This window comes from Vreelandella neptunia (genome assembly GCF_034479615.1).
GTDB lineage: Bacteria > Pseudomonadota > Gammaproteobacteria > Pseudomonadales > Halomonadaceae > Vreelandella > Vreelandella neptunia.
Window position 1 is genome coordinate 1,521,375 of the sequence record NZ_CP140255.1, and the last position, 13,133, is coordinate 1,534,507.

Here is a 13,133-nt window from a genome sequence, read left to right on the forward strand (position 1 = left end):
GCGCTACCAGACCAACTCGCCGCGAATAAACGCCCCCGCCTCAGGTGAGGTGGGGGCGGTAAAAAAGTCGCGGGCAGGGGTGTGTTCAAGCAATTCGCCGTTATGCAGAAACACCACTTCGTTGGCTAAGCGGCGTGCTTGGTGCAAGTCGTGAGTGGTCATAACGATACGGGTGCCGCTGTGATGAAACTCCAATACGGCATCTTCAACGGCCTTGATGGCCGCGGGGTCGAGCGCCGAGGTGGGTTCGTCTAAAAACAGCACTTGGGGGTTGAGCAGCCAGGCCCGTGCTAACGCCAAACGCTGCTGCTCGCCACCGGAAAGCACCCGCGCAGGCCGTTTGGCTAGGTGTGCTAAGCCAAACTTCTCAAGGGCACTCATCGCCTGGGCTTTTCGAGGTAATGCTTTCAGCTCTGGTCGAGCCGCTTTGTTAATGGCTAGCACATAGGTCAGGTTATCCAGCGCAGAGCGTCGCAGCAGTACAGGGCGTTGGAAAACCATGGCTTGCGCAGGCTGAGCTCCTTGCCAGCGAACCGAACCGCTGGTGGGTGCTAGCAGGCCGTGGGCTAGGCGCATTAACAGGCTTTTGCCCGCACCGTTCGGCCCCATTATTAACGTTCGCTGGCAGTCTGCAAGGCGCATTGAAGTCGGTTTAAGCAGGGTATGGCCGCGATGGATAAAGCTCACGCTGTCGAGCTCAAGGGTGGCGACGGGGGGCGTATGATGGGCGTTCATCCCAGCCGCCTTTTCGCCGTTTCGCCGATCATGTGGGCAATCGCGTTAATCATGGTAACCAGGGCGAGCAGGATGATCCCTAAGCCAAGTGCCATAGGCAGATTGCCCTTGCTGGTTTCCAACACAATGCTGGTGGTCATCACCCGGGTGACGCCGTCGATGTTTCCACCCACAATCATTACCGCGCCTACTTCGGCGCTGGCGCGGCCGAAGCCTGCCAGGATCACTGTTAACAGCCCGAAGCGCGCGTCCCACAGCAGGGTGGGGATCATGCGCAGGCGCGTTAGCCCCAGTGAGTTCAACTGTTCGGCATACTCACCGTGAAGCGCTTCAACCTGCTGGCGGGTAAGAGCAGCGATAATGGGCATTACCAGAATCACTTGGGCTATCACCATCGCTGTTGGCGTAAACAGCAGCCCCCATTCTCCCAGTGGGCCTGCGCGTGAAAGCAGCAGGTAGACGCAAAGCCCTGCGACCACTGGCGGCAAGCCCATGAGCGCATTAAGGGCGACAATGACGACGTTACGTCCAGGAAAGCGCCATAGCGCAAGAGCAGCGCCTAAAGGCAGGGCTATCAGGCTGGCAATCAATACCGCCATCAGCGATACCTGCAGTGAGAGCATCACTATGGAGATGAGCGCGCTATCCATACTCAGTATCAGGGTGAGAGCCGTACTAAAAGCGTTGTCACTGGTGAACATTGAGCGTCGGTTTCACTTTTGTATGCAGAGCTGTTGTAGGAAACTGTTGTCCGATAGTTGGCATGATGTAACGAAAAATGACTTAATGCACGGCGTCCTGAAATTCATGCAGCCTTATGCAGTGTAAATACAAGAAGGGGTTTGCGTTTTACCCAGTGAGGCTACCTTGCGATGTCTGAATCACATGCTTACCTGACCACTGCAGAAGTCGCTGACTATTTGCGCTTAAAAGAGCGCAAGGTGTATGACTTGGTACGCCAAGGCCAGATCCCCTGTAGTCGGGTCACGGGAAAGTTGCTGTTTCCCCGACAACAGATCGATTTATGGGTGCTGAACCACTTGGAAGGCGATCAGGCGAAGCGTTTATCAGTGCCGCTAGTAGCGGCCGGTAGCCAGGATCCGCTGCTGGAGTGGGCTATTCGGGAAAGCGGCTCTGATTTGGCAATGCTCTGCCAAGGCAGTGGCGACGGCGTACGACGGTTGCTTGACGGCAAGGCGATGCTGGCGGGGATTCATCTGCTGGATGCTTCTACTCAGCGCTATAACGAGCCTAGCGCGCTTGGCTTAAGCGGCATGCGTGATCTGTTGATAGTGCACTGGGCAAAGCGACGCCAAGGTCTGCTTTTACCCGCTGGCAACCCGATGAGCATCACCGGGCTGAATGATTTAAAACGGCCTGGAGTCCGCGTGGCGCATCGCCAGCCTGACGCTGGAGCAGCACGCTTGCTGCACTGTTTGCTACAGCAAGCAGGCATTGATAGTTCTGCGGTCAACTGGGCACCACATGCCTCTTTAAGTGAAGATGATTTGGCGCTTAGCATTGGTCAGGGCGAGGCGGATGTTGGGCTGGGGGTTGAAGCTGCCGCTCATCGCCAGCACCTCGGCTTCGTGACACTTTGCGATGAACCGTTTGATTTAATTATGCAGCGGCGCAGCTATTTTGAACCTTCAATACAGCGCCTGTTGGCGTTTGCTCAGCAAGCGCGTTTTGCCGAGAGGGCAACACAGCTGGGGGGTTATGATATTGCTGAACTAGGAAGGATTGTGCATAACGCCTAGCGCGCTATTCGCTAATCTTTGACCTGCGCTGTCAGCAGGAGAGCTTGACCCTGATTCAATATACGCCACACTAGTGGGGCGTTACTAACGCCAATCATCACGAAAAGGAGAGCATGATGAAACAAGCACTGAACGGTAAACGTGTTGCGATTTTAGCCGCAGATGGTTTTGAAGAGTCTGAGCTGAGCGTACCGCACGCCGCCTTGCAGAAAGAGGGTGTCGAGGTTCACGTAGTGACACCCGACGGTAAAGGAATCCGCGCCTGGGCGGAAACCGACTGGGGCGACACCTATGAAGCCGATAAAGCCCTTGCTGATGCCAGTGAGTCTGACTATCACGCCTTGGTACTTCCGGGTGGTTTATTCAACCCCGATGAACTGCGCATCAACGACGATGCGTTGAGTTTCGTTAAAGGGTTTTTCCAGGCAGGTAAGCCTGTCGCCGCTATCTGCCATGCGCCGTGGATTTTAATTAATGCAGGCGTGGTTGAAGGCCGCCGCATGACCTCGGTACCCAGTGTCGCGCAAGATTTACGTAATGCTGGCGTCGAGTGGGTCGATGAGCCGGTGGTTGTGGACAGCGGACTAGTCACCAGCCGGACGCCGAAAGACTTGGATGCCTTTAATGCCAAGTTACTCGAAGAGCTGCAGGAAGGGCGTCACTCCGGTCAACACGCTTGATGAGCGTATTGCGCCAGTGGGCAAGCTTTGTCAAAAGGCTTGTCCACGTTATTGCCAAACCCATCAAAGGAGACAGTAGCCGCGGCGGGATGGTGGTTCATCCTTACCGCGGCTATGGTTCCCAGCGTGAAGTTTTTGTCATGGGTAGGGTGTTTCGCCAAGCCGCACTAGGCCGAGCCATCCCTCGCCATGGCATGCTACGCGATACTGCGGACGTGGCACGGCGCGTTTTACGCCGGGGGCTGGCCAATGCGCAGGTAGAAATTCACATCGGCGAAAACAAGCTCTGCGTCGGCACGGATCGAGATGGCTATTTCGACGTCCACTTACCGATTAGTCACACCCTGCCCATTGATGTCTCCTGGCACCGCGCCGATATTCTAGTGCACTGCTCGGGGCAGACGCCGGTGCGTACTCACGTAGAAGTTTACGTACCTCCGCCAGAGGCGGATTTGCTGATCATCAGTGATATCGATGACACCGTTATGTTTACCGGGGTGGCGGAAAAGCTCAAAATGCTTTACCGCTTATTTGTTAAAAAGCCTCATCGCCGCACCGCCTTTCCTGGTGTTGCGCCACTTTATCAAGCTTTACATCGCGGCGTTAGTGAACGCGCCGAGCGGCCCATTTTGTATGTATCCCGTGGCCCTTGGGCGATATATGAAATGCTCGAAACCTTTTTTCAGATCAACCGCATCCCCGTTGGGCCGATTATTTTTTTACGCGAATGGGGCATCTCTTTGCGCCGTCCGTGGCCGCGCCGCGCAGAAGAGCATAAGCGCGAACTGATCGACCGCATGTTGACGCTTTACAATGATATGCCGTGTATTCTCATTGGCGACAGCGGTCAGCACGATCCAGAAGTTTATATTGAGATCGTGAAAGCCTACCCGGATCGGATTAAAGCGATTTACATTCGTCGAGTGGATAAAAACCCCAAGCGCGAGCAGGCCATCCAGCGGTTACGGGATGAGTTAGTCGGCACCCAGTGTGATTTAGTGCTCGCCGCGGATAGCGTGCTAATTGCCGAACACGCCCATGCCCAGGGCGATATCTCTGCCCACGGCTTAGCGGCAGTACAGCGCGAAGTGGAAGAGCATCGCAACGATCCCGCATAACGCTGTTGCCAAGTCAGTCCCCATGGTAAAAGTACGCTACGAAAGAAGTGTGTTTAACGACGGTTGTTTGTAGATAGGGACTGCCATGGTTGTTGTGCTGATCATTTTTGCGCTGGCGGTATTTGTGCTCCCCAATGTATGGGCCAAGTGGGTGCTTAAACGCCATACCCGCGGCCGTGACGATTACCCGGGCACGGGTGCAGAACTTGCCGATCATTTGCTGCGCCGACATGGCATTGAGGGCGCCAGCGTTGAGCGCACTGAGTTCGGTGACCATTACGACCCTGAAACCCGCTGCGTACGTCTTTCTCCGGATAACTACGATGGGCGTTCGCTAACGGCCGTCACGGTGGCTGCCCATGAAGTAGGGCACGCCATTCAGCATCACCAGGGCTACGCACCGCTACTGGCCCGAAGCCGCTTAGTCGGCGTCGCCCAAAAAGCCGAAAAACTCGGCGCACTATTGATGATGGCCGCGCCTTTTCTATTTCTGCTAACGCGCTTGCCGGGTGGACTGGCGATAGTGATCGCCATGGCAGTGATTAGCTTTGGCACTGCGGCATTAGTGCATCTAGTGACTCTGCCGGTTGAGTTCGATGCCAGCTTTAACCGCGCGCTGCCGCTATTGAAAGAGTACGTCCCGCCTTACGATATGTCCGGTGCCCGACACGTACTCACCGCCTGCGCGTTTACCTACGTGGCCGCCTCGCTGGCCAGCGTCATGAATCTTGGGCGCTGGCTGGTGATTTTACGGCGGTGAATCGGACAGTAAACAGAGCCTACCCCGGTTTATTAGCCAGAATTACTGCCCTTCTTGGAGCCGGGTAGCCTTCAATGGTGCGGGTGCGGTCGTTGGGGTCGAGAAAATCAGCCAACGATTGGTAGGTCATCCACTCGGTTGAGCGTTGTTCGTCTAACGTGGTAATGGCTTCGTCAACCACACGCACGTTGGTAAAACCGCAGCGCTCCAGCCAGTGGCACAGCGCCGTGGAAGAGGGCAGGAAGTAGACGTTGGGCATGGCGGCGTAACGTTCACCGGGCACAAATACGGTCTGCTCGTCGCCTTCGACTACCAGGGTTTCCAACACCAGCTCGCCGCCCGGCGCCAAGGCGGCTCTCAACTGCTGAAGGTGCTCAAGGGGGGCAGGGCGATGGTACAGAACGCCCATGGAAAATACCGTATCGAAAAAGCCCAGGTTCTCTGGCACATCTTCGATACCCACGGGTAAAAACTGCGTTCTGCCGTCATCGGCATCGCCGACGAAGTGGCGCACCGCCTGAAACTGCCAGTAGAAGCGCGGCGAAGGGTCGATCACTAATACGAAAGCAGCCCCAGCCCCAGCCATCCGCCAAGCGTGGTAGCCGCTGCCACCTCCCACATCGAGCACCTTGCGGTATTTTAGTGGCGCCAGGTGGGGAGCCACTCGTTGCCATTTCCAGTCTGAGCGCCACTCGGTATCAATATGAATGCCGCCCAGTTGAAAAGGGCCTTTACGCCAGGGGGCGAGTTTTCTAAGCAGGTTAAAACACTGGCGCTGCTGGCTATCGCTAAGATCAAGATCAACGCTTATGGTGTCGCTGTTTAAATCCACGCGTCGCTCGGCGGGCAGCGCCGGAAGCTTGGCTACGGCTTTTTCCCAGGCGGATAAATCGCCGTGGCGGTTACGGTCAAGCCCGTGAGCTAACTGCTCGGGAAGCTTCGCTAGCCAGGGTGTTAGCGAGGCATCAAGCGTCGCTTGATCTAAAAACGCCTGATAAATTGCGCGATGATCGTCGGGTAGTGGCGCCACCTTTAACCCTCCTTAAACGCAATCAGCGAGGCAAAGTTAAGGTACTGGAACCAGGTCATCGAGCGCGGAAAGCCTGCTTGTTTCAAACGGTCATGAAGTGCATCGAGGGTATCCGGCACCAGCACGTTCTCAAGAGCGGTGCGCTTCTGACTGATTTCCAGATCACTGTAGCCATTGGCACGCTTGAAATCGTGGTAGCGTTCTACCCGCCAGGCGTTGTCGCGCTCGTCGGCGTCGACGGTTTTCTCGGAGAGAATCAACACGCCGCCGGGTTCCAGCGCTGCATAAAGCCGCGCCAGTAGCGCATCGCGGTCGGCGGCGGGTAAAAACTGTAAGGTAAAATTGAGAATGATCATGCCCGAAGGCGCATACTCAAGGGTACGAATGTCGGCTTCTTCGACCTGCATAGCGTACGCTGGGCACTCGTCAGCAAAGGTTTGCCGAGCCTGGGCGACCATGGCGGGCGATAGGTCAACGCCCGTGTAGCGAAAGGCGTCAGGCGCCAGCGCCCCTGCCAGCGCAAGGCCGGAAGCGCCCAGCGAGCAGCCCAAATCATAGACATGGGCGCCATGGCGCAGGTGGCGCTGGGCAATTAAGCTCAACATGCCAAGGATTTGTCCGTAGCCAGGTACCGATCGGCGAATCATGTCGGGAAAGCACGCGACCACCTTTTCATCGAAAGAGAACCGCGCAACTCGGTCAAGGGGTGTCGAAAAGATAGCGTCACGGTAAGATGCATCACTCATGGGCAAGCCGGGATCATGGAAAAGGCGTGCTAGTTTACGCGCCCTTAATTGACGAGAACAGGCCTGTCTAGCACAGACTCGTATAGAACAGCCCTGTTTAAGGTTATTAACCTGTTTAATGAACCTCGCTGCAAGGATCGACGCCACTGGAGAAGCTAAATGGCCTCAGCATCAAGCGCTACACCCGATACGTTACCGGCATGGCAAACGTTAAAGCATCACGCTGAAACGCTGCAGCACGTTCACTTGAAAACGCTGTTTGGCACCGAGCCTTCCCGGTGGGAAAGCTTTACTCGCCAGGTGGCGGGCTTGACGCTGGATCTTTCCAAGCAGCGCTGGGATGACGATACCCTCGAACATCTGTTTACGCTGGCCAGTGAAGCGGGCGTACCCTCTGCCATTGAAGCGCTGCTGAGCGGTAAGCGAGTGAACGTCAGCGAAAACCGCCCGGCGTTACATACGGCGCTGCGTTTACCCGCCGATGCGACGCTGGAGGTTGAGGGGGAAGATATCGTCGCTGCCGTGCATGAAAGCCTTGCCCAAATGGAGCGCTTGGTTAGCCGGCTGCACGCAGGGCAGTGGCGTGGTGCCACCGGCAAGCCGATTCGGCATGTGGTTAACCTGGGCGTGGGCGGTTCAGATCTGGGCCCGTTAATGGTCACCCATGCCTTGGCAGATTTCCGACCCAAGGATATTCATCCGGTTGAGGTGCATTTTGCCTCCACCATGGACGGCTCCCAGTTAGCGGACTATTTGAGCCGATTGAATCCTGAAACCACTATCTTTGTGCTGTCATCCAAGTCGTTCACCACCATCGATACGCTCTCCAACGCTAACACTGCTCGGGAGTGGTTACTTAGCCGCTTGACCCAGCATGGTGCGACGCCGATCAGCGCTGAGCTGGTGGTGCGTCAGCACTTTATTGGTGTGTCGGCGAGCCCCGAGAAAATGACCGAGTGGGGCATCGCTGACGATCACCAGTTGACCTTCTGGGAGTGGGTAGGCGGACGCTACTCGCTATGGGGCACCATTGGTTTACCCATTGCGCTGGTGGTTGGGATGGCGAATTTCCGCGAGTTTTTAGCCGGTGCGCACGCCATGGATCGCCATTTTGCTGAGGCAGAAATGGCGGAGAACCTGCCCGTGCTGCTGGCGTTAGCGGGCATCTGGAACGTCAATTTCCTGGATATCCGCGCGCACTCTATTCTGCCCTACGATGGGCGCTTGGAGTATTTCGCCGCCTATCTTGAACAGCTTGAGATGGAGTCCAACGGCAAGTCGGTTACCCGTCAAGGGCAGCCGATTAACTACTCCACCTGCCCTGTGCTCTGGGGTCAGTTGGGCCCCAACGCCCAGCACGCGTTTTATCAGCTATTACACCAGGGCACTCAACCGGTGGTGTGTGATTTTATCGCGCCACTCAAGCGGTACGATGAGGTGGAAGACCCGGACACCCGCCGCCACCTTAAAACCCAGCATCGCCTGGCACTGGCCAACTGCTTTGCGCAGTCCCGTGTTCTTATGCTTGGTGATGATGCTTTGGAAGATGACGGGCCACGGCCGGAACACAAGCGCTACCGTGGCAACCAACCCTCGACGACGGTGCTGCTCGACCAGCTTACCCCTGCGACCCTGGGATCACTTATCGCCCTTTACGAGCACAAAGTCTTTGTTCAGGCGGTGATTTGGGATATCAACCCGTTCGATCAATGGGGCGTTGAGCTGGGCAAACAGATTGCCACGGATACCCAAAAGATTATCGACCATGAGGGAGATCTATCGCGGATGGATGCTTCCAGTAAGGGATTGATTGAGGCGTTTTGGGCGGCGGAAAAGGAGTGAGTAAAGGCGCCCCTCTAAGTCTCATTGATGAGGTAGCCCTTTCCACTTTGCCATTGATAAGCATGGCTAGATATACAGCTTTTTGCTTTTCCGCTATCATGTGCTCGGTTATTCTTTACCTCATATAGATTAAGAAACATCTTTTGAATCTCACGGGTTAAGCTGAAATCGCTAAACGAGCTGTCTTATGGGGGAGGCCGCGTCAGTGGTGGTCCGACACTTCGGCGAAGGGTGCCGCAGGCACCCCCAAGACTATGAGGCTGGCAGCCGAAATGGTCGCGAGCTAAAGCTACCTCCCACCGATGCCATTATCAGGCTGCCGCCGCCGACCATTGTTAGTAAAGATTCTTTAACGATCAATTTAACACCCAACACGGCTGTCAGGATTGTTTGTTCAGCACGATTTGCCAAGTACGATTTTTCAGGGAACCGACGTTACATGACCCAGTTTGATGCCTCTCAGTACGGCGCGAGTTCCATCGAAGTCCTGTCGGGCCTCGAGCCGGTACGTAAGCGTCCCGGTATGTATACCGACACCACACGCCCCAACCACCTTGCTCAGGAAGTCATTGATAACAGCGTCGATGAAGCGCTAGCGGGCCACGCCACCATGATCAATGTCGTGCTACATAGCGACGGCGGGATTGAAGTGCAGGATAACGGCCGTGGTATGCCCATCGACCTACACCCGGAGCACGGTGTTTCAGGCGTTGAACTGATATTTACCAAATTGCACTCGGGTGGCAAATTCTCCTCGACTAGCTACCGTTTCTCGGGCGGCCTACACGGGGTAGGGGTCTCGGTGGTTAACGCGCTGTCGCGCCGGTTAGATGTAGAAGTTACCCGGGATGGCGCCCGCCATGCCATGGCCTTTGAGTTCGGTGAGAAAGTCGAAGAGCTGCATGAAATTGGCAAAGCCCCCAAGCGGGCGAGCGGCACTTTGGTGCGTTTCTGGCCGGACGAGAGCTACTTCGATAGTCCCAAGCTAGCGCTAACCCGGTTGAAACACCTGTTGCGTGCCAAAGCGGTGCTGTGTCCCGGTTTAAAAGTCACGCTGGTAGAACCTGACGGCACCTCCACCGAGTGGGAGTTCGCCGATGGTTTGCGCGACTATTTAGTTGAAGCCACCGATGGTTATGAAGTACTGCCCAAGGAGCCTTTTGTGGGCCACTTCAACGACGATGAGCACGGCGTGGACTGGGCGATTCAATGGCTACCGGAAGGCGGCGAAGCGCTGCTGGAGAGCTACGTTAACCTGATTCCCACCCCCCAGGGCGGCACCCACGTCAACGGCTTTCGTTCCGGGCTGTTGGACGCGCTGCGCGAGTTCTGCGAATACCGCAACCTGTTGCCCCGCGGCATCAAACTCACCGCCGATGATCTCTGGGAGCGCACCTCCTTTGTGCTCTCGGTCAAAATGCTTGACCCGCAGTTTGCTGGACAAACCAAAGAGCGGCTGTCATCACGCACGATTGCGGGGTTTGTTTCCGGCGTCGTTAAAGACGCTTTCTCGCTCTGGCTGAATCACCACGTGGATCAAGCCGAAGCGATTGCCGAGCTGGTCATCAGCGCGGCGCAGAACCGCCAGAAAAAAGCCAAAAAAGTGGCCCGTAAAAAGGTCACGTCCGGCCCGGCCTTGCCCGGTAAGCTAGCGGACTGCTCAGGCCAAGACCCTGCCCAGAGCGAGCTGTTTTTGGTCGAAGGGGACTCCGCCGGCGGCAGTGCCAAGCAGGCGCGTAACCGCGAGACCCAGGCGATTTTGCCGTTGCGCGGTAAAATCTTAAACACCTGGGAAGTTGAAACCCACGATATCTATGGCTCCCAGGAAGTTCACGATATCGCGGTTGCCATTGGTGCCGACCCCGGCAGCGCTGATCTGGAAAAACTGCGCTACCACAAGATCTGTATTCTCGCCGACGCCGATTCCGATGGCCTGCACATTGCCACGCTGCTCTGCGCGCTGTTTGTGCGCCACTTCCCGAGCTTGGTAGATGCAGGGCATGTGTATGTCGCCATGCCACCGCTTTACCGCATCGATCTGGGGAAAGAAGTGCATTACGCCCTGGATGAGAGCGAAAAAGCCGCCATTCTCAAGCAACTGGCCAACAAACGCGGCACGCCTAACGTACAGCGCTTTAAAGGCTTGGGTGAAATGAGTCCGCTGCAACTGCGTGAAACCACCATGTCGACGGAAACCCGGCGCCTGGTGCAGCTCACCTTAACGGAGGGCGACGGCACCATGGAAATGATGGATATGCTGCTGGCCAAAAAGCGCGCCAGTGATCGCAAAAAGTGGCTGGAAGATTACGGCAATCTTGCCGATATCGAAGTGTAGGTAAAAGCAGATAAGCGTTAACAAAGCGTTATTGACGTTATTACAGTAAAGCGTACTTTAGCCGATAGTTGAATGTAGAGCTTACAAACTAAAAGACCTAATAAACATACATTCATATATAAGGGGAAGGCTTTTGTTTAACACGATATCTCGACAGTTAACGCTGTCTGCACTTGTACTTATGCTTCTAATGGCGGCCAGTATTTATGGCGTTATGGCGTGGCGAGGTCAGCCGCTGGTTATCGATGCGAGCCAGTCATTGATAGAGCGTACGGGGGGCTCGATTGTCAATGCGCTCAATGGCCAATTAGCCCGGGTCGAAGGTAATACATCGAGCTTGGCGGCTTTGGCCGAATCGCTGCCCCGTGAAGAAGCCATTTACCTTGAGGCCTTGCCGAATGTCGTTGATGACAACGGTAATGCCACGGTGGCGGGAGGAGGTATTTGGCCGGAACCCGGCGCATTTTCCTCAGGTGTCGAGCGCTTTAGCTTTTTCTGGGCACGCAATGCCCAGGGCGAGCTGGAGTTTTTGGATGACTATAACGCAAGCGATATTGCCGCCTATCATGATGAGGCATGGTACAGCAGCGCTCGTGATGCCACCCCAGGGCAGTGTGTTTGGTCTGCTGCTTATCGCGATCCGGCGACCGGCGTCGCGATGGTGACTTGTAGCGTGCCTTATTACCTCGATAATGACTTTGCCGGTGTGGCCACCATTGATATGCAGTTAAACGGTGTTGCTGAGTTTCTCGCCGAAAATGGTGGTGGAACGGGCGGCTATGCCTTTGTACTGGATAAAGATCACAACGTGATTGACCTGCCGGGCGTTGAGCAGGCGTCGGATGAAATGCGCGGCCTGGGCGATTTAGTGGGGGACATGCCTTGGCTTCAGCCCGTTGTAGAGGCCGTTGAGGCTGGCCGCGAAGAGGCCAATGTAGAAAGTGCGGGCGTATTAGATGAGCCTGCGGCAGTGCGTTTGTTTGATATGCCAGACACTGGCTGGACACTCGGTTTGGTAACGCCTAGCGAACAGGTAACGGCCTTGGCGCGCACCTTAACGCGTGATTTATTGATGTTTATTTTACCGCTGTTGGCGCTGCTGCTGGCGCTAGGCTGGTGGGGCGGGCGTATCCTGTTACGTCAGATTCGCAGTACTACTGGGCAGATTGATCAACTGGGCCAGGGCGGTTCCAGCCGTGAACTGACCATTTATCGCGATGATGAAATCGGCGAGCTACGCGGTGCCGTTAATCGCTACGCGGAGAAGTTACAGCGTCTGTTTGGTGACGTGCGTGGTGTCGCGGATGCCATTGCCAGTGAGTCGACGGAAATTGCCGCGGGCAATACCGAGCTTTCTAGCCGCACTGAGCAGCAAGCGGCTTCTCTGCAAGAGACTTCTTCTACGATGGAAGAGATGGCCGCCACGGTGAAGCGCAATGCTGACAACGCTCAAGAGGCGGATCAGCGCGCGAAAGAGTCAGCAGAAAAAGTGAAACAGGGTGGAGAGCAGGTATCACGGCTGGCGCAATCCATGGAGGCCATCAACGCAAGCTCTACTGAGGTCTCTTCGATAGTCGATGTGATTGAAAATATTGCCTTCCAAACCAATATTTTAGCGTTAAATGCCTCTGTGGAAGCGGCGCGAGCCGGTGAACATGGGCGTGGCTTTGCGGTAGTGGCCAGCGAAGTACGTGAGCTGGCATCGCGCAGTGCTGCTTCTGCCAGAAACATTAATGGGCTGATTAAAACCACCTCGGAGCAGATTGCCACCGGTAGTGGCTATGCCCAAGCAGCTGAATCCGCCATGAAAGATATCGTGGTGGCGATTGAAGAGGTTACTGCACGTATTAGCGAAATCAGCCAAGCATCTGGCGAGCAGACCAACGGTATTGATGAGATCAACCGGGCGGTCACGCAAATGGATACGGTGACGCAGCAAAATGCCGGGTTGGTTAGCGAAGCAGCGAGTGCTGCCAATGAGCTGTCGTTACAGGCCCAGCGCTTAAAAGGGTTGTTAGATGAGTTCCACGGTAGTTCTCACGAATCGTCATCTACGGCAGCGCTATCTAATGCATCAAACGAAAGGTATCAATTAACATAGCGAGCCATGTTAAGTGGCCGCGTGTC

General features: G+C 55.7%; 11 protein-coding genes. 7 read left to right on the forward strand and 4 right to left on the reverse strand.

What is annotated here, in order from left to right; all coding sequences use genetic code 11:
- Positions 1–3 precede the first annotated feature (3 nt).
- Positions 4–735: an ATP-binding cassette domain-containing protein gene (locus tag SR894_RS06935; protein ID WP_133730385.1), complete on the reverse strand. Its 732-nt coding sequence runs from the start codon at positions 733–735 to the stop codon at positions 4–6.
- Positions 732–1,436 carry an ABC transporter permease gene (locus tag SR894_RS06940; RefSeq protein ID WP_133730386.1) on the reverse strand — a complete coding sequence of 235 codons (705 nt, stop codon included), beginning with the start codon at positions 1,434–1,436 and terminating at the stop codon, positions 732–734. Before SR894_RS06940 ends, SR894_RS06935 begins: the two co-directional genes overlap by 4 nt.
- Before the next feature lie 171 nt (positions 1,437–1,607).
- Between SR894_RS06940 and SR894_RS06945 the strand changes: the two genes are divergently transcribed.
- From SR894_RS06945 to SR894_RS06960, 4 genes are all read left to right on the forward strand, one after another.
- Positions 1,608–2,495, forward strand: coding sequence for a helix-turn-helix transcriptional regulator (locus tag SR894_RS06945; protein ID WP_133730387.1), 888 nt, complete (start codon positions 1,608–1,610; stop codon positions 2,493–2,495).
- 116 nt (positions 2,496–2,611) lie between these two features.
- Complete coding sequence (locus SR894_RS06950) at positions 2,612–3,175, forward strand: type 1 glutamine amidotransferase domain-containing protein (RefSeq protein ID WP_133730388.1); 564 nt, start codon at positions 2,612–2,614, stop codon at positions 3,173–3,175.
- Positions 3,175–4,293 carry an App1 family protein gene (locus SR894_RS06955; protein ID WP_133730389.1) on the forward strand — a complete coding sequence of 373 codons (1,119 nt, stop codon included), beginning with the start codon at positions 3,175–3,177 and terminating at the stop codon, positions 4,291–4,293. The genes SR894_RS06950 and SR894_RS06955 overlap by 1 nt, the downstream gene beginning before the upstream one ends.
- A gap of 85 nt (positions 4,294–4,378) precedes the next feature.
- Positions 4,379–5,053: a zinc metallopeptidase gene (locus SR894_RS06960; RefSeq protein ID WP_133730390.1), complete on the forward strand. Its 675-nt coding sequence runs from the start codon at positions 4,379–4,381 to the stop codon at positions 5,051–5,053.
- 19 nt (positions 5,054–5,072) lie between these two features.
- On the opposite strand, the gene cmoB is transcribed toward SR894_RS06960, so the two are convergent.
- Together cmoB and cmoA are read right to left on the reverse strand one after the other, a co-directional pair.
- Entirely contained in the window at positions 5,073–6,083 is a 1,011-nt protein-coding gene (cmoB, locus tag SR894_RS06965) for a tRNA 5-methoxyuridine(34)/uridine 5-oxyacetic acid(34) synthase CmoB (protein WP_133730391.1), read from the reverse strand.
- A 2-nt stretch (positions 6,084–6,085) separates the two neighbouring features.
- Positions 6,086–6,829 carry a carboxy-S-adenosyl-L-methionine synthase CmoA gene (gene cmoA / locus SR894_RS06970; RefSeq protein WP_133730392.1) on the reverse strand — a complete coding sequence of 248 codons (744 nt, stop codon included), beginning with the start codon at positions 6,827–6,829 and terminating at the stop codon, positions 6,086–6,088.
- 159 nt (positions 6,830–6,988) lie between these two features.
- On the opposite strand from cmoA, the gene pgi reads away from it, so the two are divergent.
- The 3 genes from pgi to SR894_RS06985 all read left to right on the forward strand — a co-directional run bounded on the left by pgi (position 6,989) and on the right by SR894_RS06985 (position 13,107).
- A complete protein-coding gene (gene pgi, locus SR894_RS06975; protein WP_133730393.1) occupies positions 6,989–8,671 on the forward strand; it encodes a glucose-6-phosphate isomerase in 1,683 nt (560 codons plus the stop codon).
- 439 nt (positions 8,672–9,110) lie between these two features.
- Positions 9,111–11,006 carry a DNA topoisomerase IV subunit B gene (gene parE / locus SR894_RS06980; protein ID WP_133730394.1) on the forward strand — a complete coding sequence of 632 codons (1,896 nt, stop codon included), beginning with the start codon at positions 9,111–9,113 and terminating at the stop codon, positions 11,004–11,006.
- A gap of 133 nt (positions 11,007–11,139) precedes the next feature.
- Positions 11,140–13,107: a methyl-accepting chemotaxis protein gene (locus SR894_RS06985; protein ID WP_227404882.1), complete on the forward strand. Its 1,968-nt coding sequence runs from the start codon at positions 11,140–11,142 to the stop codon at positions 13,105–13,107.
- Positions 13,108–13,133: the final 26 nt, after the last annotated feature.

Excerpts from the sequence above, each read along its gene's own strand:
- SR894_RS06935 (WP_133730385.1), bottom strand. The coding sequence starts at position 735 with ATGAACGCCCATCATACGCCCCCCGTCGCCACCCTTGAGCTCGACAGC.
- SR894_RS06940 (WP_133730386.1), bottom strand. The coding sequence starts at position 1,436 with ATGTTCACCAGTGACAACGCTTTTAGTACGGCTCTCACCCTGATACTG.
- SR894_RS06945 (WP_133730387.1), top strand. The coding sequence starts at position 1,608 with ATGTCTGAATCACATGCTTACCTGACCACTGCAGAAGTCGCTGACTAT.
- SR894_RS06950 (WP_133730388.1), top strand. The coding sequence starts at position 2,612 with ATGAAACAAGCACTGAACGGTAAACGTGTTGCGATTTTAGCCGCAGAT.
- SR894_RS06955 (WP_133730389.1), top strand. The coding sequence starts at position 3,175 with ATGAGCGTATTGCGCCAGTGGGCAAGCTTTGTCAAAAGGCTTGTCCAC.
- SR894_RS06960 (WP_133730390.1), top strand. The coding sequence starts at position 4,379 with ATGGTTGTTGTGCTGATCATTTTTGCGCTGGCGGTATTTGTGCTCCCC.
- cmoA (WP_133730392.1), bottom strand. The coding sequence starts at position 6,829 with ATGAGTGATGCATCTTACCGTGACGCTATCTTTTCGACACCCCTTGAC.
- pgi (WP_133730393.1), top strand. The coding sequence starts at position 6,989 with ATGGCCTCAGCATCAAGCGCTACACCCGATACGTTACCGGCATGGCAA.
- parE (WP_133730394.1), top strand. The coding sequence starts at position 9,111 with ATGACCCAGTTTGATGCCTCTCAGTACGGCGCGAGTTCCATCGAAGTC.